This window comes from uncultured Comamonas sp., assembly GCF_964277875.1.
Classification (GTDB): Bacteria; Pseudomonadota; Gammaproteobacteria; order Burkholderiales; family Burkholderiaceae_C; genus Comamonas; species Comamonas sediminis.
In genome coordinates this window covers 1-24,867 of the sequence record NZ_CAXYJV010000007.1, presented here as the reverse complement: position 1 = coordinate 24,867, position 24,867 = coordinate 1, and the positions used below count along the sequence as shown (strand labels likewise).

Sequence of the window (24,867 nt, the reverse complement as noted above, 5' to 3'; positions counted from 1 at the left end):
AGGCAGGTGCGCCCGGGCCTGGCGGGGTGCCAGCCTCAGGCGCTACCGCCGGATCGGGAGAAGAGTTGGTCATAGGTATACCCGTTGGGAGCACGCCCCGTCCGTCGCAGGCGCGCCGCAGAAGCCTTCCAGCCCCCCATGGGCACGGCAAGGCACTGCAAAACCTATCAGTATGCAATAAGTGATTGTGCAAATACTATGCCGCAGATCAGCCAATCTTCAACAATCGCCACCGTCTTACAGCAGCAGCGCTGCTGGCACGGGGGGCGGCGTTGGGCTGACGCCACAGACCAGGCAGCCCCCTTAGCTGCTCAGCGCTGTACACCCCAGCGCTTGACGGTCACCCGTTCGAGTTGGTGGAAGCCCAGGGTCTCGACCAGCAAGCCGATGATGATCACCAGCGCCAGCCCGGCAAACACCTGGTCGGTGTAGAGCTCGTTGCGGCTTTGGAAGATGTACCAGCCCAGTCCGCCCTTGCCCGAGGATGCACCGAACACCAGCTCGGCGGCAATCAGGGTGCGCCACGCAAAGGCCCAGCCAATCTTGAGCCCTGACAGGATCGACGGCAGCGCTGCAGGCACGAGGATCTGCAACACATAGCGCGCGCCGCGCAGGCCGTAATTGCGGCCAGCCATGCGCAAGGTCTCGGGCACGGCCTGGAAACCCGCATAAGTGGCTAGCGCCAGCGGCCACAGCACCGAATGCACCAGCACCGCCAGCAGGCTGGCCTGGCCCAGGCCCAGCCAGAGCAGTGCCAACGGCAGCAGCGCAATGGCGGGCAAGGGGTTGAACATGCTGGTCAGGGTGGTCAGCACATCGCGCCCCCACTGGCTGGAAACCGCCAGCACGGTCAGCAGCAGGGCCCCGGCCACGCCCAGCAGGTAGCCCTGCAGCAGGATGCCCAGCGACACCGCCGCCTTGCCCAGCAACTCGCCATTGGCCAGGTCGCGCAGCAAGGTCGCAGCGGTCTGGCTGAAGGTGGGCAGCAGCAGGTCGTTGTCCTGCCAGCGGGCAGCCAGCTCCCAGATGATGGCCAGCACCACCAGGATGATGGCCTTGCGCAAGGCCGGATGCTGCAGCAGGCGCTTGGCCAGCGGCAGACGGCGCGCCGTCAGCTGCTGCGGTACATCGGGCAGCGGGTATTCGGCTTCGGGCCGCACGGGGGCCTGGGCCTTGGCAGCGCCAGGCCAGGCAGAAACGGGGGTGGATGCCATGCGGAACTCCTGGTTGCGGCAGGTTGCGGCTGGTCGCCTCAAGCCACGCGGCGCAAGGCCTGGGCTGGGGCTGGTTGCGGGCTGGCACTGGCGGTTTCTGTGCTGGGGCCGCCCGCCCGGTCTTCGTCGAACAACAGCCGGTGGATGCGCTGGTGCGCGGCTTCAAACTCGGCACTGCCGCCGCTGGCCAGGCCAAAGGCATGGGCATTGATTTCTGCCCGCAGACGCCCGGGGTGTGGCGACAGAATGGCGACGCGGCTACCCACGACGAGCGCCTCCTCGATCGAATGGGTGACAAACACGAGGGTAAAGCGCAACTCGTCCCACAGCGCCATCAGCTCCTCCTGCATGCGCCTTCTGGTCAACGCATCCAGTGCGGCAAAGGGCTCGTCCATCAGCAGCACCTGCGGGTGCATCGCCAGCGCACGGGCAATGGCCACGCGCTGCTTCATGCCGCCTGACAGCTGGTGCGGGTGCACATCGGCAAATCGGCCCAGCCCCACCTTGTCCAGGTAGAGGTCGGCGCGCTCGCGCGCCTCGGCCTTGCTGGTGCGGCGCGAGGCGAGCAGCGGAAACATCACGTTCTCGCGCACGGTCTTCCACGGTGGCAGCTGGTCAAACTCCTGGAACACCATCACGCGGTCCGGACCCGGGCCTTGCACAGGACTGCCGCCCAGGCGGATCTCCCCTTCGCTGACCGGCACAAAACCCGCCATGGCCTTGAGCAAGGTCGACTTGCCGCAGCCCGAGGCCCCCAGCAGCACAAAGCGCTCGGCGGCATGCACCTGCAGGCTTACCTGGTGGGTGGCGCGCAGCATGCGCTCTTCCGTCACGTAGTCGATGCTGACCTGGTCCACCTCCAGCAAGGCTGCGCCCGCTTTCACGGCGTGGCTGGGCAAGGCCTGGCTGTGCGCTGTCGAGGGGACAGGGTGTGCACGGCTGACCAGGCGGTCGGCCAGCTCGGCCTCCGCCAGACTGGCATAGGGCTCGGCGGCGCTGCGCAGCCAGCTGCCCCGTGACAGGGCGACATCGCCATCCTGCGCAAAGACATGGGGCCAGCGCATATCAGCTCCCTCCGGAGATACGGGCGTCGTCGAAGAAATAATCACGCACCGATTCAGGCTTGGTCTTGATCACGCCCACCCGCTGCAGGAACTGGCCCAGACCCACGGTGTTCTGCGGCTGGATCGTGAACTGCACCTGCGGGTTCTTGATGATCTGCAGGATCAGATTGCGGTCCACCTTGCCGCCGCCACCGCTCTTGAGGAAGATGTCAGCCGCCTGCTCGGGATGGGCCTGGACAAAGCGGGCCGATTCATCGAGGGCATCGACAAAGGCGCGGTAGGTCTTGGGGCTTTCCTGGCGGAACTTCTCGGTGGCGTAGAGCACGGTGGACGATGCGGGTCCGCCCAGCACCTCGTAGCTGTTGAGCACAATGCGCGCATTGGGGTTGCCGGCCAGCTCCACCTCCTGGAACGGCGGATTGCCAAAGTGGGCGGTGATCTCGGTGCCACCCTTGATGATGGCCGCTGCGGCGTCGGGGTGTGGCAGCGCCACCTGCAGCTTGTCGAGCCGCTGGTAATGCTGCTCACCCCAGAGCTTGGCCGAGGCATATTGCAGCACCCGCGACTGCACCGACACACCGACCGCCGGTGTGGCAATGCGGTCCTTGTCGGTGAAGTCGGCAATCGTCTTGACCTGCGGGTTGTTGCTCACCAGGTAATAGGGGAAGTTGCCCAGCGAGGCCACCCCCTTGACGTTCTGCTTGCCCCTGGTGCGGTCCCAGAGGGTGAACAGCGGCGCCACACCGGCGCCGGCGATGTCGACATTGCCCGAGAGCAGCGCATCGTTGACCGCCGGCCCGCCGGAGAACTGCAGGTAGCTGACCTTGATATCGACGCCCTGGGCCTTGCCCTGCTTTTCGATGAACTGCTGGTCCTGCGCCACATTGAGCAGCAGGTAGACGATGCCGTACTGCTGGGCAATGCGCAGCTGACCTTCTGCGGCCTGCGCGCTGCCCGCGCCTACGCCCCACAGGGCCGCCGTGGCGGCCAGCACTGCGGCCGCATGTTTACCAGCCTGTCCCAGGCTGCTGCGGCGCTGGCTGGCAACGCAGGGGTTGGCCACAGCGTGGGGGGTGACGGAGTCTTTGGCCGGCGGCTGGCTGCGCGCCCAGGGTGAATGGAAGGTCATGGTGCTCAATGAAATAGGGGGATCGGAGGATCGAATCGGGGCCGCATGTCCGCACCGCAGCACCCCTGGAGGCAGGTGGCTGCGGTGCCGTTGCGGGAGGCTGGCGTCAATCGCCGCTGACGGTGGGGCAGGCCGCGCGGCCGCAATGGCCTGGGCTGGCGGTCAGCGACAGGCGGCAGCCAGGGCCAGCGACAGCAGAAACAGCGTTTGGCGGCGCTGTGGGGTGTGGGCGGCGCTCATACCGGCACATCCCCTTCGATTGTGGTGCGGTAGAGCTTGCGGCGCTGGCCGGCCGGAACACCGGTGGCCAGATGCAGCACGGCGCGGTTGTCCCAGAACACCATGTCCCGGTCACGCCAGTGGTGGCGGTAGACAAACTGCGGCTGGGTGCTGTGGGCGAACAGCTCGGCCAGCAGCGCGGCAGAGCGGGCTTCGGGCAGGCCCAGGATGCGGGTCGTGAAATGCTCGCTGACAAACAGCGACTTGCGCCCGGTCTGCGGATCGGTACGCACCACCGGGTGCACAGCAGGCTTGACCTCGGCAATCTGCGCGGCGCTCAGCGCGGGGCGGAAGGCATTGCGCTCGCGCAGTGCCTCGTATTTCAGCAGATAGCTGTGCTCTGCCTGCAGGCCCACCAGCTGTTGCTTGAGGGTGTAGGGCAGTGCCTCGTAGGCGGCCACCTGGTCGGCAAACAAGGTATCGCCGCCGACATCGGGCAACTCCTGCGCATGCAACAGCGATCCCATCGCCGGTTGGGGTTTGTAGGACAGGTCGGAATGCCAGTACGCGCCGGCATCGCCCAGGCCCACCGGCTGGCCGTTTTCGATGATGTTGGAGACGATCAGGATCTCGTCATGGTCGGCCAGCTGGTAGTTGCGCAGCACATGGCGCTGCAACGGGCCGAAGCGGCGGCTGAAGGCAATCTGCTCAGCCGGTGTGATGCGCTGGTTGCGGTAGACCACCACGCTGTGGTCCTGGTGCGCCTGCTGCAGCCGGGCAAAATCCTCCGGGCCCAGCGGGCAGGACAGGTCCAGACCCACGACCTCCACGCCCAGACGGGTCTGGGCCCCAGCGGGCTGCTGGATCGGGCGCAGGCTGAAGGCCTGGGTGCTGCCAGTGGCGCCCCCCGCCTGACTGGCGCTGTCGGGCACCGGACGGCGGAAGAAGAAGGGGTGGGCAGTCAGAACATCAAACAGCGCGGACATGGCAGCTTTCCTTGGCGGACCAGTGATAAGCCCAATGTAGAAGCCCTGCCACGAACAGAAAACGAATGAAAACGCGTATCTTTATGCGAAAACCGATGAAGGGCGGGAGGGCGCTGCCGCGTTACGCGCCGTCATGAGGCTGTCACGCAGCGCTGCGATGATCGACGTCTGTCGGTGCAGCACAAGCCAGCCTTGCATGCCCAGTGCCGGGCGCGACCAGACCGGATGCGCCCGGCAGCGGTTATGTGTCAGGGCTTGGCACCGGCAGCCATCTTTTTGCGGCCCGCCTCTGCCGGGCCAGTCCAGCCCCGCTCTGCGCTGGCGCCAGTGGTTACAGCCGGTGCATGCGGTCGCCTTGCAAAAAACCGGCCGGGTCCCACGGGGCCACGCCCTTGCTCAGCAGGATGGCCTTGAAGAACTCACCCATCTCGTGCTCCATCATCAGCTTGGCCGCCTTGCTGCGGGCAATCACTTCGAGCTGGTCGAGCTTGGCAGCCAGACCGCAGTTGATCAGGAAATGGGCCTGGCTGGTATAGCCCAGCACATCCATGCCGGCATCCTGGGCCGCCACGGCAATGCCGGTGAAGTTCACATGGGCGGTGATGTCCTTCAGGCCCACCAGCACCAGCGGGTCACTGTCGACCTGGTGCAGGTGGTGGCAGACCAGGGTGCCCATGTGGCGCTGCGGGTGGTAGTACTCGGATTCGCCAAAGCCGTAGTCGATCAGCAGCACCGCGCCCCGGCTGATGCGGTCGGCCAGGGTCGCCACAAAGGCCTCGCCCTGCGGATGGATCTCGGTCAGGTACTCGGCCTCCTGCGGCAGCTCCGGCTCCAGCGGCGGGCGCAGGCTGGTGGGGCGCTCTGCCCAGCCAAAGCGGATATCGTCCCCATCGGCACTGGCGACGACCACGCCGCGCTCCTGCCATACGCCCTGCTGGCGCAGCAAGAGCTTGACCGGCATCGCATCGAGCACCTCGTTGCCGACGACCACGCCCTGCATCTGCGCGGGCAGGCTGTCGGCCCACTGCACCTGGCCGCCAAAGCGGGCCAGGCGCTCTTGCTGGCGCAGGCGCAGGCTGCCCGAGACATCGACAATCGTGTAGCGCGTGCAAGCGGGGCCCAGCGTGGACAGCAGCTGCTCGGCCAGGGCGCCGGTGCCGGCGCCAAACTCCCAGACCTCGCTGGTCTGGGTATGGGCAAAGGCATCCTGGACCTGGGCGGCCACCAGCTCGCCAAACACCGGCGACAGCTCAGGGGCGGTGACAAAGTCGCTGCCCTCCTCGGGCATCACGCCAAACTTGCTGCGGTCATTGGCGTAGTAGCCCAGGCCGGGCTCGTACAGCGCCATGCGCATGAAGTCATCAAACGGGATCCAGCCGCCAGCCTGGGCAATAGCCTCAGCCATGCGCCTGGCCAGCACAATTGTTAAACTAGAGGGTTCTGTATTCACCCCCCTATTGTCGCCGCTTGCCGCACGCTTGCCATGCCAATGCCTTCTTCGACCCCACGCACCGTACTGGTCACCGGCGCTGCCAAGCGCCTGGGACGGGTGATTGCGCTCGGGCTGGCACGCCATGGCTGGCAGGTGGCCGTGCACTACCGGGGCTCGGCCGCCGAGGCCGCGCAGACTGCCGCCGAGTGCGCCGCGCTGTCAGGCCTGAGCGGCCATTTTGATGCGGATTTCGAGGACGAGGCCGCGGTGCGCGGCTTGCTGCCCCGGGTGGTGGCCCATTTCGGCCAGGTCGATGCGGTGGTCAACAGCGCCTCGCTGTTCGAGCACGACGGCGCCGCCGATTTTGGCTATGCCGCACTGGAGCGCCATCTGCGCAGCAACACGGCCGCACCCATCGTGCTGGCCCAGCTGCTGCACCAGCATATCTGCCAGCGGGGCAATGAGGCCCAGGGCGTGGTCGTGAACCTGCTGGACCAGAAGCTCTGGAACATGAACCCCGACTTCGTCAGCTACACCTTGAGCAAGGCGGCGCTGGAGGCGGCCAACACCTTGCTGGCCCAGGCGCTGGCGCCGCGCCTGCGCGTGGTGGGCGTGGCCCCGGGTCTGACCCTGACCAGCGACTACCTGAGCCCCGAGAAGTTCGAGGCCCTGCACCGCATGAGCCCGCTGGGGCGCTCTTCCACCGCAGAAGACGTGGCAGCCACCGTGCGCTTTGCGCTGGACAACCGCTCGATCACCGGCACCAGCCTGCTGGTGGACGGTGGCCAGCACCTGATGCGGTTCGACCGCGATTTTTCGATGATGTAGCGGCTCTTCGCTGCCTTGCTGCTTTTATGACGACATTTGACACCGGGTTGCAAACCCTGAGCTTGACGGGCCTGCGTTTTGATGCCAATTTAGGCATCCTTGCCCACGAGAAGACTGCGCCGCAACCCATCTTGGTGGATGCGGAGATCAACATGGGCCAGCAGCCGCTGGCGCCCAGCGATGACGACATCATGCACGTGCTGGACTACCGCAAGGTGCGCCAGATCATCATCGATGAATGCACGGCAGAGCACGTCAACCTGCTCGAGACCCTGATCGGCAAGGTCGCCCAGCGGCTGATGCAGTTGCCCAATGTGCGCGGCGTTCGCGTGAAGATCGCCAAGCTAGAGATTTTTGACGATTGCGAAGTTGCAATCCGCACCGAAACCGGACAATGGTGAACCTATGAATGCCCCCACCGATACCGCACTCCTCCAGCCCCAGCCTGCCGCCGCGAACGCTTGGGACTTCGATGACGCCGCTGGCGACGATGCACAGGCATCGGCCTCCAACGAGAAGCGCCTGAAGATCCAGCGCGAGAACCACAAGCTGGAAAAGCGCCTGTGCCGTGAAGTGGCGCGCGCCATTGGCGACTACAACATGATCGAGGACGGCGACAAGGTGATGGTCTGCATGTCCGGCGGCAAGGACAGCTACACCCTGCTCGACATCCTGATGAAGCTGCGCGCCCGCGCGCCGATCAAGTTCGACCTGGTGGCCGTGAACCTGGACCAGAAGCAGCCCGGCTTTCCCGAACACGTGCTGCCCGAGTACCTCCAAAGCGTGGGCGTCGACTTCCACATCGAGAACCAGGACACCTACAGCGTCGTCAAGCGCGTGGTGCCCGAGGGCAAGACCACCTGCGGCCTGTGCTCGCGCCTGCGCCGCGCCATTCTGTACAAGGTGGCCGACCAGCTGGGCTGCAACAAGGTGGCGCTGGGCCACCACCGCGACGACATCGTGCAGACCCTGATGCTCAACATGTTCCACGGCGGCATCATGAAGGCCATGCCACCCAAGCTGGTGAGCGACGACGGCAAGCATGTGGTGATCCGCCCGCTGGCCTATGTGCCCGAGAAGGACACTGAGCGCTGGGCCCAGTACCGCGACTTCCCCATCATCCCCTGCAACCTCTGCGGCAGCCAGGAAAACCTGCAGCGCCAGATGATTGGCGACATGCTGCGCGAGTGGGACCGCAAGCACCCCGGCCGTGTGAACAACATGTTCCGCGCGCTGCAGCACGTGGTGCCCACCCACCTGGCTGACCCCAAGCTGTTCGACTTCCAGAACGCCAAGCCCACCGGCATCGCCGATGAAAACGGCGACAAGGCCTTCGACCACGACGACCTGCCCACCAACCCCTCGCTGCCCGCAGGCATGCAGGTGGTGCAATTGGGTTGATATCCATTGATTGAGAGCCATGCAGCCCAGCTTGTCGCCCCTGACTGACAGCCGCTGCCGCTCCAAGCGTTTATCGTTGAGCGTCTGCGCTGTGTCCTTATGGCGCAGCGCTTTTTTTTCGGGAGATCGCACGATGTTTCCATCCATCCACACTGCGGACCATTGGCGAGCGCTGCGACGCCTGGCAGGGGTCGCGGTGGCCGCTTCCGCCAGCTTCTGGCTGGCCGGATGCGCTGGCGTGCGCACCATCGACAGCGATGTGCAGAGCTACTCGACACTGCAGCAAGTCCCCTCGCCCCCGACCTACCGGCTGCAGCTGCTGCCCTCCCAGATCGCCCTCGGCCCCCAGTTCGACACCGTGGTGCAACAGGCCCAAGCCTCGTTGGCCGGGGTGGGCCTGCGCCGCGACGACCGCCAGGGCAGCGTGATCGCGCAGATCGATGTCCAGGCGCGTTACATTCCCGACAGCTGGCTGATGCCCGGCAGCCCCTACAACCCCTATGGCGGTTGGGGCATGGGGCCCGGCTGGGGATGGGGATGGGGCTGGCGCGGCGGCATGATGTGGCGCGACACCGGCCCCTCGCTGCACTACCGTGCGGTGCAGCTGACCTTGCGCGATGTCCAGACCCAGCAGGTGGTCTACGAGACCTCGGCCCGGTACGAGGACGTCTGGGTCGATGACCAGGTGATCTACCGGATCCTGTTCGACTCGGCGCTCAACGGCTTTCCCAAGCCGCCGCAAGGGCCACGCCGCGTCAGCACCACGGTTGGCGCGCCCTCCGCTGAACAGCCCGCACCCGCCCCTGCTGCCCCTGCAGCCAGCTCCGCTCCCGCAACGTCCAGCTCCAAAACCCCCTAACAAGGAACGCATGCACAGCACCCAGATCATTGCCATTCGCCACGGGGAGACCGATTGGAACCTGGCCGCCCGCATCCAGGGCCATACCGATATACCGCTGAATGCCACCGGCGAGCGCCAGGCGCAGCGCCTGGCACAGGCGCTGGCTGACACCCCGCTGGCCCACATCTACAGCAGTGATCTGCAGCGCGCGCTGCACACCGCCCAGGCGCTGGCGCAAGCCAATGGCGCGCCGCTGAGCACCCATGCCGCCCTGCGCGAGCGCAGCTTTGGCGACTACGAGGGCGCACGTTTTACCGAGATCGAGGCGTCCGACCCGCCATCCGCGCTGCGCTGGCGCAAACGCGACCCGGTCTTCGCCCCGCCGCAAGGCGAATCGCTGCAGGCACTGCAGGCCCGCGTGGCGCAGGTCGTGGCCGAACTCGCTGCCCAACACCTGGGGCAGCAGATCGCGTTGGTCGCCCACGGCGGCGTACTCGACAGCCTCTACCGCCTGGCCACCCGCCAGGGCATCCAAGCACCCCGCACCTGGGAGCTTGCCAATACCAGTGTTAACCGCCTGCTCTGGACACCCGACACCGGATTGACGCTGGTGGGCTGGGGAGACACCAGCCATCTACAGACCCAAGGGCTGGACGAAGCCACGCACTAGCCGCTGTCTGCGCGCCTCCTCGACGAACCTCTTGTCACTTTTTTGCATCACTGCAAGCCGCCGGATGGCGCCATTCCGGCGCTGCTGCGCGTGGTTGCCAAGCTGGGCCTTCTGCAATGACACAAACAAATGAAACGCAATGCCCCATAGAGTCGATAAAATACCAAGGTATGTCAGCATTCACTCCTAAACACTGCTGATCGAGTGACATTTAATTACTTTTAGAATTCACTAATTGCTTGATCATTATTAATAGTAGTGAGACCATCTATAGACGAGTTCAATGACTCTTCTATGAGATTACTAAAAAGGTATTGACCGTTATATGCCAGACGCCGAGCTGACCCGTAAACCCCTGCCTACCCCCTCGCTGCGGCAGCTGAGCTGCTTCAAGGAAGTGGCGACGCACCGCAGCTTCAGCCGTGCCGCGCAGGCGCTGTCGATGAGCCAGCCGGCGCTGTCTTCTGCGATCCGCGAGCTGGAAACGCTGCTGGGTACTGCGCTGTTTGACCGCAGCACGCACCATGTCCGCCTGACATCGGCCGGCGAAGCCGTGCGTCCGCAGGTGGAGTGGATGATCAACAACTTTGTGCAAGGTGTGCAAGATCTGCAGCAGTTGCTCAAATACCAGGCCGATACCGTGCGCATCAGTTGCATCCCGTCCACCACCCACCTGCTGGCCCCCTGGCTGGCGATCTGGCAGCAATCCCACCCCATGGTGGATCTGCAGCTGCACGATATGCGCAATGACGACCTGCTCGCATCCGTTGCCAACGGCAGTTCGGACATCGGCCTGGGCCTGGAATTCACTGTGCCGCCTTCGGTCGAGACGCAGTTCGTGACCGAGGACGAAGTGATGGCGGTCATCCCCGCCAAGCACCGCCTCGCCCAAAAGACCGACCTGCGCTGGGCGGACCTCAGTGACGAGCCGCTGGTCGTGCTCTCACGCGGCAGCACCTACGAGATGATCGTCTCGGTACTCGAGCAGCAGGGCGTGGGCACCAGCCACACCGAAACGCTGAGCTATACCGAATCGCTCTACGCGCTGGTGCAAAGCGGCCTGCGCATCGGCCTGCTTTCGCGCCTGTACACACAGGGGCACCATGGCGATGACTGGGTGACCCTACCGCTCAAGGGCCCGCTGCTGTCACGCCGCATCTGCCTGATGACGCGCGCCGCCAACGGCAGCCGCCGCGCCATTGTCCAGGAATGCTGGGATTACCTGCGCGAGAACATGGGCAACGACGCTCCGCCCAGCAAGCGCAGCGCCAAGGCCGCTTGAGCCCGTTGTGCCGGGGCCTTGCCCTCTGCAGCGTACGGAATGTGTTGAACGCACCGAGCGCCGGCGCCCCACCCCGCTGGGGGCGCTGAGCCAGGCGCTCCCGCCACGAAGCCCCAGCAATGGGGCTTCTTGCATTACACCAGTGCAGCCTGGCCCGGCCCACCGCCCACCAGGCCCAAGTGGCGGTACGCCGCCTGCGTCGCCATGCGGCCGCGGGGCGTGCGCTGCAAAAATCCCTGCTGGATCAGGTACGGCTCGATCACATCCTCGATCGTGCCCGGCTCCTCGCCAATGCTGGCGGCGATGTTGTCCAGCCCTACCGGCCCGCCGTCAAAGCGGTGCACCACCGCTTCAAGCAGCTTGCGGTCCATGATGTCAAAACCCAGCGGATCCACATCCAGCATGGCCAGTGCGCGGCTGGCCATCTCCTGGGTGATGCGGCCATTGCCCTTCACATCGGCGTAATCGCGCACCCGGCGCAGCAAGCGGTTGGCAATGCGTGGCGTGCCGCGTGAGCGGCGGGCAATCTCCAGGCCGCCCTCGTCATCGATTGGCGTGTTCAGCAGACCGGCGCTGCGCATCACAATCCTGGTCAGCTCTTCCGTGGTGTAGAACTCCAGCCGTGCGACGATACCAAAACGGTCGCGCAGCGGATTGGTCAGCATGCCTGCGCGCGTGGTCGCCCCCACCAGGGTAAAGGGCTGCAGATCGAGCTTGATCGAACGCGCCGCCGGCCCTTCGCCGATCATGATGTCGATCTGGTAGTCCTCCAGTGCCGGGTAGAGGATTTCCTCGACCACCGGCGACAGACGGTGGATTTCGTCGATAAAGAGCACATCGTTGCGCTCCAGGTTGGTCAGCAGCGCGGCCAGGTCCTTGGGCTTTTCCAGCACCGGGCCACTGGTCTGGCGCAGGTTCACACCCAACTCCGAGGCGATGATGTGCGACAAGGTCGTCTTGCCCAGTCCAGGCGGGCCGAACAGCAGCACATGGTCCAGCGCTTCGCTGCGCTTTTTCGCTGCGCCGATGAAGATTTCCAGCTGCTCACGTGCCTTGACCTGCCCCACATACTCATCGAGCTGCTTGGGGCGCAAGGCGCGCTCGAGCACCTCCTCTTGCGAAGAGGACTGGCTTGCGGAAATCACGCGGTTATCAGGACGGGGAGCGGGCGCGGCGGCGAAGGAATCGGTATGGATAGTCATGGGTCAATGCAGGCATGGCCAGGGCGGTGTGCAGGGGTTCCCTAGGGCGCATCCCACACATAATAAGCCAGTCCGTCATACAACAACCCCGCATTGGCCAGCCAGGCATCGCGGGCCTGGATCCGCATGCTGTAGTGGTGCACGCCTGGCACATATTGGTAGGCGCGGTAGACAGGCACAACCCCGTCTCCCGGCTGCGCGGGCGACCACCAGGCAATGCCGTCGTAGTTCCAGCGGGGGTGGTAGGTCTGCACAAATTGCCGCTCAGCATCGCTGGTCGTGTAGAAATGGGCGCCCACCTCGGGATTGAAATAGCGGTGGACGGGAACCAGACGGTCATGCGCATGGCCCGCAGCATAGAAGGCGATGCCGTCGAAAACGACGTCATCGGAGAGCACCGCAATCACCCAATCACGCTCCTGCACAGACACGGTATAGAACGCTCCGCCCGAGCGCAGCACCTGGAAGCGGTACACGGGCAGCTGCAGATCGCTGTTCACTGCCGCGCCGGCACCCAACCAGGCGGCAAAGCTCGCGAACGCCTGGTCCAGCCGGCCATACACCGCCCGCCCGTCCTTGGCGGCGCACCAGATGTCACCGCCCGTCAGGGTCGCCGTCAGCCGGCCACCGACAAACAGGGCCGAGCCGCTCGAGCCCCCTTCGATACCACCCTGGCTCCAGCGCACATGGTAGAAGCCGCCATTGCTCAGCGTTTGGGCGCTGCAATCCAAGCGGCTGCTGGCATCGTTCACAGTGCAGGCAGTGTCATCCTCGGAGGTGCCGGCAGCCAACATCATCAGATCCCCGTGCGGGTGGTGCAGGCCTGCCACAGCAGTGCCTGCCGGCAGCGCGGTGGCGTCCCAGCCCGCAAACAGCGCACCGGCGGGTGGTGCCTCATTGAGCTGCAGCAAGGTCATATCATTGGCGCTGCTCGATGCCAGCCAGCGCGCTGCACTGAAGCGCTCGGTGTGGCCCGCAAACAGCTGGTTGCTGTTGCACGACTGCGAGTAATAAAACCAGGAGGTCTGCACGGTGGATGCGGCCGCCTGGTCTCCCACACAGTGGGCAGCCGTCAGCACATAAGGGGTCAGGTCCTGGCGGGGGTTGTTGACAAGGGTGCCGGTACACTGGAATGTGCGGCCCTGGTTCACATAGAAGATTCGGATGACGGCGTCACGCTGGTCGAGCAGCGCATCCTGGCAGTTCACGTCCCCCTGGCAGGCATTGGGACGGCGCTTTTCCGTCGGCACGGCGGCATCGGACAGTTTCAGCAGCTCGCTGGCGCTGGGCGGCACGACGATCTGGGAGAGCTGGGGCATCGCCCATTGCAGGCTGCTGGTCGGCAACGCGGCCGGCAGCAGGATCTCCAGCACCGGCGCCGGCCCCACATCAGGGGTCCACCAGGTGCGCTTGCCGGTTTGTGCGTCCGCAACCAGCCGCTCCAGCAGCGCAGCGCCTGTCACTTCATAACTGACAGCGGCCTCGGGCGATGCATAAAGCCGGAATACAGCCATCGCTGGCAATGCGGAAAACTCCAGTCCCAGACGCAGGCCATAAGCATCAGCAGCCACCCATTGAAGGGCGGCCACTTGCTGTCCCGACGGCAAGGCGTTCCACTGCAGCAGATGCGTTACCTTGTCATCAGAATCCATCGCGTCCAGCGCACGCGCCACGCCTGTCTGGCGCACGCCACCCTCATCGGGCGCCAGCGCCTTGCTGCCTTGCCAGAGTGGCAACACAACGGGAACGACAGCAGAGGCCGAGAGGGCGGTGGCTTGCTTGGTCAGGGCACTGCCTGGGCTGGATGGCATTCTGCGCGCATCCACCTGCCAACTGGCCTGGGCCCAACCGCAGGCCCCCGCAATGACCAGGGCCGACACGAGCCGCAGCCCATGACAAGAAAGGGCGGCCTCGCAACGGGACACAATGCGACAGGACATGATGGACTCCCCGCTGTGCGACAAGCAAAGTTCCTGACCAACACAACGACTGATCAGAGAAAAGCCAATCTAGAGCAAGCACTCACATCAAACAAGTCTATCGGCTAGTACAAAAACAAAACATTTGTTAAATTTGACTTATGAACTGCAATTTGCAAAAGCCTTGCAGTCGGCCGCTCCAACTGGGGCCTGTCCGGGCACTGACCTGTCAGGAGGGGCCCACCCCCACAGATGCCCCGCCGAGAATCCACGACCGTCCATCAAGCATGGGGAGTTCACCGCATCGGAGCGATGGATCAGAAAAAACCTGCCCTATCACAGGCAGGTTTTGCCGATGAGCGGCCCCGCCAACAAGCATCCCTCAACGGCTGGAAGGGCTTCTGTCATCCAGGCTTCACAGCGCGTTTTCAGGCGCCAGCCAACGCGATGCACCTTCGGCAAAGAACAGGTCCAGCCGTCCATAGAAATTGAAGCCCATCAGCGCGGTGCAGCTATGGGAGCCGCCCCACAGCGTACCCACCACGCGGTCACCGAGGAACAGCGCTGAGCCGCTGCTTCCACCCTCTGCGGCACCCTCAGTCATGCGCACCCTGTAATAACCGCCGTTCGCATCGCCCACCTGGCACTGGAAGGTGGTTTCGCTATCACTCTCACATGCGGCGTAGTTATCCACCATACCGACGTGGTACTTCAGCAAGCCGCCTCTAGGATGGTGCAGGCTGTGGATGGGCGCGTCGATGGGAAGGAGATTTTCATCCCAGCCCGCAAAAGTCACACCGGCAGGCGGTCTCTCATTGAGTCTGAGCAATGTCGAATCGGTCTTGTCGGTGGCAAGCAGCAAAGTAGCGCCTCCGTGCCGGGTGGCATGGGGACGTGCCACCCCGGAATCGCAACTGGTGGAGCGGTAGAACCAGCGGGTCTGTAACGAGGAGGCCGCTGATTGCTCTGAAATGCAATGGTTGGCGGTCAGAAAGAAAGGAACGAAATTATTCCTGGTGTTGTTCAGCAAGGTACCGGTACACAGGTAGGACAAACCGTCCGGTCGGGTATACAGCATACGGGCCACCGCGTTGCGCAGGACCGGATGCGCAGTGCTGCAAGTGGCATCCAGTTGGCAGCTCTCAGACTGGGTGGTCCCCGGCTGGGGCATGTCTGCCCATTCCGCGTCGGTCGGGAGCGACAGGTTCTGGTAGATGTGCGAGACCAGCGGAACCGACATGCGCAAGGCTTCCGGGGCCGTGCCCACTGGCAGCACCACTTCTACCGTCGCATCACCTGCACCCACCTCTGGCGTCCACCAGGTATTGGCAGCAGCGCCCGTCTCACCGGCCTGCTTGTTGAGCGCCAGCAGCGCATTGATCTCGGCGCCATCGTGCTCGATGATGGCATCGGGATGCTCCTGGCTGTAGACGCGCAGCAGCGCCCCATCCGGCAGGCGCTCAACCAGAACACCAGCACGCAAGCCATAGGCGCCCGGCGACTGGATGTTGATGGCCGCCACCAGCTCGCCGCCGGGCAAGGCAGCCCAGTCCAGCGCTGAACTGGTTTGCGCCACCGAGCTGGTAGCGGCCACTGGACGCGCGGCACCAATTTGCAACGCCGGTCCGGCGGCCTGCGTGCCCGCCAGCATCTCTTCCTCATCCAACGCAGGCAGCACCACAAAGCGTGTTCGCACTGCGGCGCCCAAGGGCACTGGAGCGGCTTGCGCTGATTCATCAGCCGCTTCAGGGGCCACGATCGAATCCACGCCAGACCCCGTAGGCTGCGCCACCGCCAGGCCTGTCAGGCAAAACAGGCCACATATTGCATATTTCGAGTATTTCATGGTGAATCCACTCCATATCAACTGCTATTAAAAACGCCTGCAAACTGCCGAATTGCTGTTTGCCTCTTTATTTTCAAAGGCGAATTTAAAAACCAATAGTGCCCTCCGTAATTTAAACAACGGCAGGTAACCACTAAAGAAGCAAGCGTTCACTCTTGCCAAGAGCAAATAGCGACCCACAAAAAGAAACTCTTCCACCGCCCCTATTTTTCCATTATCCCCATTGAATACCAAGCAAAATCACGCCCAGCTTTCAGAGAGCGCTCTTCCATTAGCCACAGCCAAAAATCTCCATTAACCAGTAAAGCACTCAGAATGAAGAGCACCCCAATTCCGAGGTGCTGTTAATCAGAAAAATTTACGCAAGAAATTGCCAATAAAAAAACCTGCCGTTTCACGGGCAGGTTTTTAGCGGTCAGAGACTCGCGGCGAGAGCGCCGCGGCCCGGTGGGAAGCGATCAGCTTGCCAGCCAGTTCCAGATGCGGTCGCTGAATACCTTGTCAAAACGGCCGTAGTAGTCGGATGCGTTGGGCGCCAGGCAGCTGGCGCCGCCACCGTACAGGTTACCGACGACGCGGCCATTGCGGAACAGCGAAGAGCCGCTGCTGCCGCCTTCGGTGGTACCTTGGCTCCAGCGCACGCTGTAGAAGCCGCTGTTCGCATCACCGGTACCGCAGGTGATGGCATTGCCACTGCCTGCAACACAGTTCATGTAGCCCACGACAGAACCCACGCTGTACTTGAGCAGGTTGCCACCGGGGTGGTGCAGACCGTAGACAGCGTCGCCCACCTGGCCGGCAGTGCGGGCGTCCCAGCCTGCCAAGGTCACGCCCACGGGAGGCATCTCGTTGAGCTTGAGCAGCGCCGAGTCGGTCGTGCTGGTTGCGTAGAGCAAAGTCGCACCTGCACTGCGCAGGGCCGCATTGGCGCCGGGCACGCCGGAGTTGCAGCTGCTGGAGCGGTAGAACCAGCTGGTCTGCATCGACGATGCCGAGGACTGGGTCGAGATGCAGTGGTTGCCGGTCAGGAAGTACGGCGCAAAGTCACCCTTGGTGTTGTTCAGCAAGGTACCGGTGCACAGATAGGACTTGCCATCAGAGCGGGTGAACACCATGCGCGCCACGGAATTGCGCTCGGTCTGGTAGCTGTTGGTGCAAGAAGCATCGAGGTTGCAGCTGGCCGAGGTATCGGCCTTGGCGGTTTCTGCCAGTTCGGCCTCGGTCGGCAAGGACAGGTTCTGGTAGATGTGCGAGACCACGGGGATCGAGATGCGCAGCGCATCGGCGCCGGTACCGGCTGGCAGCACCACTTCGACAGTGGTGTCACCGGCGCCAACATCAGGCGTCCACCAGGTATTGGCGGCCGCACCCGTCTCGCCTGCCTTGCGGTTTTGCGCCAGCAGTGCGTTCACTTCAGCGCCGCTGCGCTCAATGATCGCATGGGGGTGTTCCTGGCTGTAGACGCGCAGCAGCGCTGCATCGGGCAGGCTGTCCACCAGCACGCCGGCGCGCAGGCCATAGGCGCCGGTCGACTGGATGTTGATGGCCGCGACTTGCTGGCCATTGGCCAGCGAGCTCCACTGCAGTGCCGACTGGGTCTGCGCCACCGTGCTGGTGGCCGCCACAGCACGCTGCGTGCCAATCTGCTGGGCGGGGCCGTCGTCGCTGGCCACGGTCTTTTCCGCCTCCAGCTCGGGCAGCAACACAAAGCGGGTCTGTACCGCAGCACCCAAGGATGCAGGCGCCGCCGCCGCCGATTTGATGGCCGATGCCGGCAGCACGACCGAGTCCAGCACATAGGCCTTGGGCTGGGTCACGCCACCGTTGTCGTCATCGTCGGAACCAGAGCCGCCGCCGCAGCCCGCCAAAGCCAGGGCCGCAGCCACGCCCGTGGTCCACAACAGACCGGGCACTGCATACTTGGAATATTTCATGGATTCGTCCACTCCGTGTTGATTGGTATTGATAGTGACACTCGACCAAGCTGTTGCCCGGTCGCCTCTGCGCGAGTCATTTTGCCAGCGCTTTCAAAGCCTGCTTGATACCGTCCGTTACGCTGATGTCGGCAGGTAACAACTTCAGAGCGGCAGCCGCATCCTTGTCGCTGTAACCCAGCGCGACCAGCGCTTGCAAAATGTCGGCCTGTGCATCGTTGACCGCCGCCGTACGGGCGCCCATGTCCGCGCCCAGTTTGCCTTTGAGCTCCAGCAGCAGGCGCTCGGCGGTCTTCTTGCCGATGCCGGGCACCTTCACCAGCCGCCCCGCCTCCTGCAGCGACACGGCCTGCGCCAGATCGGTCACGCCCATGCCACTGAGGATGGACAGCGCCGTGCGCGGGCCCACGCCGGTGATCTTGATCAGTTCGCGGAAAGTCTGGCGCTCCTCGGCCGTGCCAAACCCGTACAGCAGCTGCGCATCCTCGCGCACGATAAACTGCGTCAGCAGCGTGATGGTTTCGCCAACGGACGGCAGGTTGTAGAAGGTGCTCATCGGCACCTGCACCTCATAGCCCACACCATGGCAATCCACCAGTACCTCGGGTGGCATCTTTTCCACCAGTGTTCCGCTCAATCGGCCTATCATTTGTATCTTTCCTTGTAGCTTGTCTGCGGCCACCCCGATGTGCGTCGCGTGCCCGCCTGCAAGCATACTGAATTTTTCAACGGAATTTGCCGCGTGATCCTGCGCCATACCTTTACGCCCCACAACAACAACCGCATTGCCAATCTCTGCGGCCCTGCCGATGCGCATCTGCGCCAGATCGAGAACCATCTGGGCGTCAAGATTGCCCATCGCCATGAGCAGTTCAAGATCGACGGCCCCAAGGCTGTGGCCAACGAGGCACTGGAGCTGCTGGAGGCGCTGTATGAGATGGCCGATACCCCCATCAGTGAAGACCAGATCCAGCTGATGATGGCAGGTGACAGCGAACTGATGGCCGCGCCCGAAGACGCGATCGTGCTGAATACGCGCCGCGCCGATCTGCGCGCCCGCACGCCCAACCAGGCCGGCTACCTGGAGAACATCGCCGCGCACGACATCACCTTCGGCATTGGCCCGGCCGGCACCGGCAAGACCTACCTGGCCGTGGCCTGCGCCGTCGATGCGCTCGAGCGCAGCCAGGTGCAGCGCATTGTGCTGACCCGCCCAGCCGTCGAAGCCGGTGAACGCCTGGGTTTTCTGCCCGGTGATCTGTCGCAGAAGGTCGATCCCTATCTGCGCCCGCTGTACGACGCGCTCTACGACCTGATGGGCTACGACAAGGTGCAAAAGGCCTTTGAGCGCAACGCCATCGAGATCGCGCCGCTGGCCTTCATGCGCGGCCGCACGCTCAACAACGCCTTTGTCATTCTGGATGAGGCGCAGAACACCACGCCCGAGCAGATGAAGATGTTCCTCACCCGCATCGGCTTTGGCGCCAAGGCCGTGGTGACCGGCGACGTGAGCCAGATCGACCTGCCCAAGGGCCAGCTGAGCGGCCTGATCGACGCCGAACGCGTGCTCAAGCGGGTCAAGGGTATTGCGGTCAACCGCTTTACCAGCGCCGATGTGGTGCGCCATCCGCTGGTCGCGCGCATCGTGGACGCCTACGACAAGCAGCGCCGCCCGGCCCGCGGCGACTGAGCCCAGCCCACACGCCCCACCTCTGCCACCCCACCGATCCACAACAACATGGCATTGAACCAACTCACCCTGTCGCTGCAATTTGCCCGCTTTGACGGCGTGGCCGAGCACCGCGCCGCCCTGCCCCGGGGCCAGGTCACGCGCTGGATTCGCCATGCGCTGGCCGATGATGCCGAGATCACCGTGCGCATTGTCGATACCGAAGAAGGCCAGGCGCTGAACCGCGAGTACCGCCAAAAGGACTACGCCACCAATGTGCTGACCTTTGACTACCAGCAGGAGCCCACCGTGCTGGCCGATCTGGTGCTCTGCGCACCCGTGGTGGCGCGCGAGGCCAAGGAGCAGAACAAGTCGCTGCAGGAGCACTATGCCCACCTGCTGGTGCATGGCGCCTTGCACGCCCAGGGCTGGGACCATGAAACCAGCGAGCAGGATGCCGAAGAGATGGAAGCCTACGAGACGGCCATCATGCAAGAGCTGGGCTTTGCGGATCCGTACCAGAAGTAAGCAGCGCAGCGCTGCATCCAAAGATGAACATCGCGCATTGGGCGCTTCTGCCTCAACGCAATACTGACTTTTGAGCGACTAATCAAACGGTATTTCGGCGCCATTCCTACCTAGAATCCTCCTCACAAAGGCCATGCAGGCAGCGCACGCCGCTGCTGCAGCGCCCATAACAGGAGGAGACATGCTCGACACCCCCATCTTGCTCGCAGCCGCCTTTGTGGCCGGCGCGCTCAATGCCGTCGCGGGAGGCGGCAGTTTTCTGACCCTGCCGGCGCTGGTATTTACCGGTGTGCCGCCGGTGGTTGCCAATGCCACCGGCACCGTCGCGCTGCTGCCGGGCTATGCGGCCGGCGCCTGGGGCTTCAAGGACGATATGCAGGCCCCACCCGGCCTGTCTATGAAGGCGGTGATACTGCTCGCGCTGCTGGGTGGTGCCGTGGGTGCCGGCTTGCTGCTGGTCACGCCTGAGGCGGCCTTCCGCAAGATCGTGCCCTGGCTGCTGCTGGCGGCCACCGCCATGTTTGCCTTTGGCCCGCAGCTGCGCCAATGGGCCATGGGCGCGCAACATGGTGCCACGCCATCGCGCAGCAAGGCCGCGCTGGGCATGCTGGCCGTCTCTGTCTATGGCGGCTACTTCAATGGCGGCCTGGGCATCCTGCTGCTTGCGCTGCTGGGCTTGCTGGGCCAGACCAACCTGCATGCGATGAATGGCACCAAGAACCTGGTCTCTGCGCTGCTCACCGCCATTGCTGTGGCCATCTATGCCGCCGGTGGTGTCGTGCAGTGGCAGCCCGCGTTGCTGATGATGGTGGCCGCCACCTTGGGCGGCTACCTGGGCGCCCGGGTGGCACGCAAGATTGCGCCGCAGTGGCTGCGCGCCGGCATTGTGATTACTGGCTTGGTCATGGCGGTGCTGTTCTTCTTGAAAGCCTAGCCGGGTACTCGTAGCCGGGGGCTCCTAGCCGGCTGAACCTGTCCTCGGCGCCTTGATCACGTCGATCAGTGCATCCAGCGCCGCCGAGCGGCTTTGCGGGTGCCAGACAAAGGCGCCCGCCGTCAGCGCCGTCTGCCCATGGTTGCTGTGCAGCGGCACATAGCGCACACCGGCCATGCCGGCCCGCTGCATGCAGGAGGGCACCAGCGCCACGCCCTGGCCGATGGCGACCAGCGAAATAACGGCCAGCCACTGCCGCACCGCATGGCTGGTGCGCGGGTGGATGCCGGCGTTGTGCAGGCAGGCGATCACATTGTCGTAATTGGCCGGGCTGACATCGCGCACAAACATCACAAAGCGCTCATGGGCGAGGCTGCGCAGGTCCAGGCTGGCCTGCTGGGCCTGGGGATGGTTCTCTGGCAGGCAGCACACGAGTGTATCCGGCGCCAGCGGCCACAGCTCCAGCCCTGGCGCGGGCGTGATGATGTTCACAAAACCGCCCTGCAGCTGGCCGCGCAGAATGGCCGCCTGCTGCTCGGTGGTGGACATCTCGTGCAAGGTGATGTCGATATCGGGCCGCTGCTGGGCAAAGGCCTGCATCACATGGGGCAGGTCGCGGTAGATCATCGAGCCGGTCACGCCAATGTCCAGCTGGCCCTGGCGCCCCTGGGCCACATTGCGCGCCACATCGGCAGCGCGCTGGATCTGGCTGAGCACCTGGCGCGCCTCGATCAAGAAAGCGGCGCCCGCATCGGTCAGCCGCACCTGCTTGGCATCGCGCTCCAGCAGCCGCACGCCCAAATCTTCTTCGAGCGATTTGATGGCCACCGACAGCGGCGGCTGGGTGATGGCCAGGCGCTGGGCGGCACGGCCAAAATGCAGCTCCTCGGCCAGCACCACAAAATAACGCAGCAAATGGGTCTTCATCTGCGTATCATGCCCCAGCCAGTGCGGGCTGGCCGCACGCCGCAGTGGATGGCCCGGCACTGCGCTGCCCATGGCGCCGCCTAGTAGGACTTGGGCAGGCCCAGCACCTTCTCTGCGATAAAGCACAGAATCAGTTGCGGGCTCACCGGCGCCAGGCGCGGAATCCAGCTCTCGCGCATCAGCCGCTCGACATGGAACTCCTTGGCGTAGCCCATGCCGCCATGGGTGAAGATCGCGCTCTCGCAGGCCTTGAAGCCCGCTTCCGCCCCCAGGAACTTGGCCGCATTGGCCTCGGCCGCGCAAGGCTGGTGGCGGTCATACAGCCAGGCCGCCTTCATCGCCAGCAAGAACGCGGCTTCCAGCTCCATCCAGCGCTCGGCCAGCGGGTGCTGGATGCCCTGGTTCTGGCCAATCGGGCGGTTGAACACCTCGCGCTCACGGGCGTACTGCGTGGCGCGGCCCAGCGCGGCGCGGCCCAGGCCAATGGCCTCGCAGGCAATCAGAATGCGCTCGGGGTTCATGCCATGCAGGATGTATTCAAAGCCCCGGTTCTCCTCGCCAATGCGGTCCTCTACCGGGATGCGCAGCCCATCGATGAACAGCTGGTTGGTGTCCACGCATTTGCGGCCCATCTTGGCGATCTCATGCACCTCGATCTTGCTGCGGTCAAAGTCGGTATAGAACAGCGACAGGCCTTCGGTGCCCTTGCATTCCTCCACCGGCTTGGTGCGCGCCAGCAGCAAGATCTTGCTGGCCTGCTGCGCGGTGGAGATGAAGACCTTCTGCCCATGCACCACATAGTGGTCGCCATCGCGCACCGCGCGGGTCTTGAGCTTGAGTGTGTTCAGCCCCGTGTTGGGCTCGGTCACGCCAAAGCAGGCCTTGTCCTTGCCGGCAATCAGCGGCGGCAGCATGCGCGCCTTTTGCTCCTCGGTGCCATAGACCACCACCGGGTGCAGGCCGAAGATGTTCATGTGCACCGCAGACGCACCCGACAGCCCCGCGCCGGTGGCCGAGATCGTATGCATCATCAAGGCCGCCTCGGTGATGCCCAGGCCGGCACCGCCATAGGCCTCGGGCATTGCAATGCCCAGCCAGCCGGCATCGGCCAGCGCACGGTAAAAGTCTTCCGGAAAAGCGCCATCGTTGTCACGGGCATGCCAGTAGTCGGCATCAAAAGGCGCACAGACTTTCTCGATGGCATCGATGATCTGTTGCTGCTCTTCGGTCAGGGCGAAATCCATGGTGTTGCGGTCCTCAATATCCAATCAGTGGCGCCGTGCCTTGCACGGCGCCGGTCACAGTGCAGCTCAGGCCGGCCGGCGCACCCGCTCGGGGTTCTCGCCATAGGGCGGGCTGTAGATCACCAGCAGCTTGGCGGGCGTATCGCTGGTGGTCTGGAAGCTATGCATCTTGTCGGCCGGGAAAAAGCAGGTATCGCCCGGCACCATCTCAAAGCTTTCGCCCTCCACCTCGACATGGGCCGTGCCCTCCAGCAGGTAGCAGGCCTGTTCCATGCCGGGGTGGGCATGGGGCAGCGCGCCGCCGCCCTTGGCAATCTCGCCCAGCACCACTTCCATGTGCTGGGCGCCCACATTGGCCTGGCTCACCAGGCGGCGGTTGAAGGTTCCGGTATGGTTGGCCGGGCTGTAGGCCTCCACCTCGGAGGCACGGATCAGGTAGCGCGAAGTCATCGTGTGGCAGTCATTCTGTAAGAGTTAACAAAGGCGTCGGAGACAGAGCCCAGACTTATTGCGCTGGGATATCGGCCTGTTTGACCAGGCGCCCCCAGTACGCCAGTTGCTCGCTCACATACTGGGCAAACTCCTGCGGGGTCTTCGTGGGCCAGACTTCAAAGCCAATCTGTTCGAGCTGCTTTTGCACGGCCTCATCGGCCAGCACCGCCTGCAAGGCGCCATTGATCTTGTTGACCACCTCCGGGGGCGTGCCGGCTGGCGCAAAAATGCCGTTCCAGGAGGTGATGTCAAAGCCCGGCAAGGTCTTGCCGATCGGCGGCACATGGGGAAGGATCTTGCTGCCCTTGGCAGCGGTCACGGCCAGGGTGCGCACCCGGTCGGTCTTGAGCATGCTCCAGCCCGATCCCAGGTCCACCACATACATCTGCACCTGGTTGCCCATCAGGTCGGTCAGCGCCTGCGGGCTGGACTTGTAGGGCACGCCAACGATATCGGTCTTGGACAGAAAGCGCAGCGTCTCGGACGCCACCAGCGAGGTGCTGTTGGGCGTCGCGTACGAGAGCTTGCCCGGGTTGGCCTTGGCATAGTCGATCAGCGTCTGCACCGAATCGGCCGGCACCGACGGGTGCACCGCCAGCGCAAACGGCAGCTCACCCACGCGGGCAATCGGCGTGAAGTCCTTGATCGGGTCGTACTTCAGGCTTTTGACCAGCCAGGGGTTGGCCGAGTGCGAGGTGTTGGTGGTCATGAACAAGGTGTAGCCATCGGGCTTGGCCTTCGCCACCAGGCCTGCGGCAATCTGCGCATTGGCGCCTGCGCGGTTGTCCACAATCACCGGCTGCTGCAGGCGCTCACCCAGCTTCTGGCCCACGGCCCGGGCCACCGCATCGGTACCGCTGCCTGCGGCAAAGGGCACGATCATCGTGATCGGTGCATTGGGGTAGCTGCCCTGCGCCGCGCTGGCATAGGCGGCTGTTGTTACCGTGGCTATCGCGGTCAGGGCCAGCGTGGCCCACCATTGGCGTCGTTGCATGTCTTTGTCTCCTTTTTTTAGTCGAGCCTCCAGGGATCCTCTGCAAAACCCTCGTCAAGCGGGATGGACGCGGATCGGGATGAGGCGCAAGGCGTCTTTTGCAGTCAATAGC

General features: G+C 64.2%; 23 protein-coding genes. 9 read left to right on the top strand and 14 right to left on the bottom strand.

The window, feature by feature from the left end; all coding sequences use genetic code 11:
- Nucleotides 1-311: 311 nt before the first annotated feature.
- The 5 genes from ACHWUQ_RS03095 to ACHWUQ_RS03075 form a co-directional block, all read right to left on the bottom strand.
- Nucleotides 312-1,214 carry an ABC transporter permease gene (locus ACHWUQ_RS03095; protein ID WP_313330817.1) on the bottom strand — a complete coding sequence of 301 codons (903 nt, stop codon included), beginning with the start codon at nt 1,212-1,214 and terminating at the stop codon, nt 312-314.
- A gap of 38 nt (nt 1,215-1,252) precedes the next feature.
- A complete protein-coding gene (locus tag ACHWUQ_RS03090) occupies nt 1,253-2,278 on the bottom strand; it encodes an ABC transporter ATP-binding protein (RefSeq protein ID WP_394680318.1) in 1,026 nt (341 codons plus the stop codon).
- 1 nt (nt 2,279) lies between these two features.
- Nucleotides 2,280-3,407: an ABC transporter substrate-binding protein gene (locus ACHWUQ_RS03085; protein WP_394680317.1), complete on the bottom strand. Its 1,128-nt coding sequence runs from the start codon at nt 3,405-3,407 to the stop codon at nt 2,280-2,282.
- Nucleotides 3,408-3,643: 236 nt separating this feature from the next.
- The gene (locus tag ACHWUQ_RS03080) at nt 3,644-4,612 is read right to left on the bottom strand and encodes a TauD/TfdA dioxygenase family protein (RefSeq protein ID WP_394680316.1); all 969 of its coding nucleotides are present in this window, start codon (nt 4,610-4,612) and stop codon (nt 3,644-3,646) included.
- A gap of 331 nt (nt 4,613-4,943) precedes the next feature.
- On the bottom strand, nt 4,944-6,017 hold the full coding sequence (locus tag ACHWUQ_RS03075) for a class I SAM-dependent methyltransferase (RefSeq protein WP_394680315.1): 1,074 nt from the start codon (nt 6,015-6,017) through the stop codon (nt 4,944-4,946).
- Between the two features lie 78 nt (nt 6,018-6,095).
- Here ACHWUQ_RS03075 and ACHWUQ_RS03070 point away from each other — a divergent pair, with 78 nt between their 5' ends.
- The 6 genes from ACHWUQ_RS03070 (at nt 6,096) to ACHWUQ_RS03045 (ending at nt 11,066) form a co-directional block, all read left to right on the top strand.
- The gene (locus tag ACHWUQ_RS03070) at nt 6,096-6,872 is read left to right on the top strand and encodes an SDR family oxidoreductase (protein WP_394680314.1); all 777 of its coding nucleotides are present in this window, start codon (nt 6,096-6,098) and stop codon (nt 6,870-6,872) included.
- Nucleotides 6,873-6,898: 26 nt separating this feature from the next.
- Nucleotides 6,899-7,273 (top strand): dihydroneopterin aldolase, encoded by a 375-nt coding sequence (locus ACHWUQ_RS03065; RefSeq protein ID WP_116926667.1) that lies wholly within the window; start codon nt 6,899-6,901, stop codon nt 7,271-7,273.
- Between the two features lie 4 nt (nt 7,274-7,277).
- Nucleotides 7,278-8,273, top strand: a complete 996-nt coding sequence (ttcA, locus tag ACHWUQ_RS03060) for a tRNA 2-thiocytidine(32) synthetase TtcA (RefSeq protein WP_239809616.1) — start codon at nt 7,278-7,280, stop codon at nt 8,271-8,273.
- Nucleotides 8,274-8,406: 133 nt separating this feature from the next.
- The gene (locus ACHWUQ_RS03055; RefSeq protein ID WP_312411354.1) at nt 8,407-9,132 is read left to right on the top strand and encodes a hypothetical protein; all 726 of its coding nucleotides are present in this window, start codon (nt 8,407-8,409) and stop codon (nt 9,130-9,132) included.
- Nucleotides 9,133-9,142: 10 nt separating this feature from the next.
- Nucleotides 9,143-9,784, top strand: coding sequence for a histidine phosphatase family protein (locus ACHWUQ_RS03050; protein WP_239809618.1), 642 nt, complete (start codon nt 9,143-9,145; stop codon nt 9,782-9,784).
- 325 nt (nt 9,785-10,109) lie between these two features.
- Entirely contained in the window at nt 10,110-11,066 is a 957-nt protein-coding gene (locus tag ACHWUQ_RS03045) for a LysR family transcriptional regulator (RefSeq protein ID WP_239809619.1), read from the top strand.
- 134 nt (nt 11,067-11,200) lie between these two features.
- Here the strand turns inward: ACHWUQ_RS03045 and ruvB are convergent, their stop codons facing one another.
- The 5 genes from ruvB to ruvA form a co-directional block, all read right to left on the bottom strand.
- Nucleotides 11,201-12,268 carry a Holliday junction branch migration DNA helicase RuvB gene (ruvB, locus tag ACHWUQ_RS03040; protein ID WP_394680313.1) on the bottom strand — a complete coding sequence of 356 codons (1,068 nt, stop codon included), beginning with the start codon at nt 12,266-12,268 and terminating at the stop codon, nt 11,201-11,203.
- Between the two features lie 41 nt (nt 12,269-12,309).
- Nucleotides 12,310-14,079, bottom strand: a complete 1,770-nt coding sequence (locus tag ACHWUQ_RS03035) for a trypsin-like peptidase domain-containing protein (RefSeq protein WP_394680312.1) — start codon at nt 14,077-14,079, stop codon at nt 12,310-12,312.
- 523 nt (nt 14,080-14,602) lie between these two features.
- Nucleotides 14,603-15,838 carry a trypsin-like serine peptidase gene (locus ACHWUQ_RS03030; protein ID WP_394680311.1) on the bottom strand — a complete coding sequence of 412 codons (1,236 nt, stop codon included), beginning with the start codon at nt 15,836-15,838 and terminating at the stop codon, nt 14,603-14,605.
- Between the two features lie 653 nt (nt 15,839-16,491).
- Nucleotides 16,492-17,967, bottom strand: a complete 1,476-nt coding sequence (locus ACHWUQ_RS03025; protein WP_394680310.1) for a trypsin-like serine peptidase — start codon at nt 17,965-17,967, stop codon at nt 16,492-16,494.
- A gap of 76 nt (nt 17,968-18,043) precedes the next feature.
- Complete coding sequence (gene ruvA, locus ACHWUQ_RS03020; RefSeq protein WP_239812782.1) at nt 18,044-18,616, bottom strand: Holliday junction branch migration protein RuvA; 573 nt, start codon at nt 18,614-18,616, stop codon at nt 18,044-18,046.
- 93 nt (nt 18,617-18,709) lie between these two features.
- On the opposite strand from ruvA, the gene ACHWUQ_RS03015 reads away from it, so the two are divergent.
- The 3 genes from ACHWUQ_RS03015 (at nt 18,710) to ACHWUQ_RS03005 (ending at nt 21,098) form a co-directional block, all read left to right on the top strand.
- Nucleotides 18,710-19,657 (top strand): PhoH family protein, encoded by a 948-nt coding sequence (locus ACHWUQ_RS03015; RefSeq protein WP_312411371.1) that lies wholly within the window; start codon nt 18,710-18,712, stop codon nt 19,655-19,657.
- 48 nt (nt 19,658-19,705) lie between these two features.
- Nucleotides 19,706-20,164: an rRNA maturation RNase YbeY gene (gene ybeY, locus ACHWUQ_RS03010; RefSeq protein ID WP_313330832.1), complete on the top strand. Its 459-nt coding sequence runs from the start codon at nt 19,706-19,708 to the stop codon at nt 20,162-20,164.
- Nucleotides 20,165-20,345: 181 nt separating this feature from the next.
- Nucleotides 20,346-21,098 carry a sulfite exporter TauE/SafE family protein gene (locus tag ACHWUQ_RS03005; RefSeq protein WP_394680309.1) on the top strand — a complete coding sequence of 251 codons (753 nt, stop codon included), beginning with the start codon at nt 20,346-20,348 and terminating at the stop codon, nt 21,096-21,098.
- 24 nt (nt 21,099-21,122) lie between these two features.
- Here the strand turns inward: ACHWUQ_RS03005 and ACHWUQ_RS03000 are convergent, their stop codons facing one another.
- The 4 genes from ACHWUQ_RS03000 to ACHWUQ_RS02985 all read right to left on the bottom strand — a co-directional run bounded on the left by ACHWUQ_RS03000 (nt 21,123) and on the right by ACHWUQ_RS02985 (nt 24,755).
- A complete protein-coding gene (locus ACHWUQ_RS03000) occupies nt 21,123-22,025 on the bottom strand; it encodes a LysR family transcriptional regulator (protein WP_312530247.1) in 903 nt (300 codons plus the stop codon).
- Nucleotides 22,026-22,105: 80 nt separating this feature from the next.
- The gene (locus tag ACHWUQ_RS02995) at nt 22,106-23,269 is read right to left on the bottom strand and encodes an acyl-CoA dehydrogenase family protein (RefSeq protein ID WP_230780867.1); all 1,164 of its coding nucleotides are present in this window, start codon (nt 23,267-23,269) and stop codon (nt 22,106-22,108) included.
- 66 nt (nt 23,270-23,335) lie between these two features.
- A complete protein-coding gene (locus tag ACHWUQ_RS02990) occupies nt 23,336-23,719 on the bottom strand; it encodes a cupin domain-containing protein (RefSeq protein WP_394680308.1) in 384 nt (127 codons plus the stop codon).
- Between the two features lie 55 nt (nt 23,720-23,774).
- Complete coding sequence (locus tag ACHWUQ_RS02985) at nt 23,775-24,755, bottom strand: tripartite tricarboxylate transporter substrate binding protein (protein ID WP_313330835.1); 981 nt, start codon at nt 24,753-24,755, stop codon at nt 23,775-23,777.
- Nucleotides 24,756-24,867: the final 112 nt, after the last annotated feature.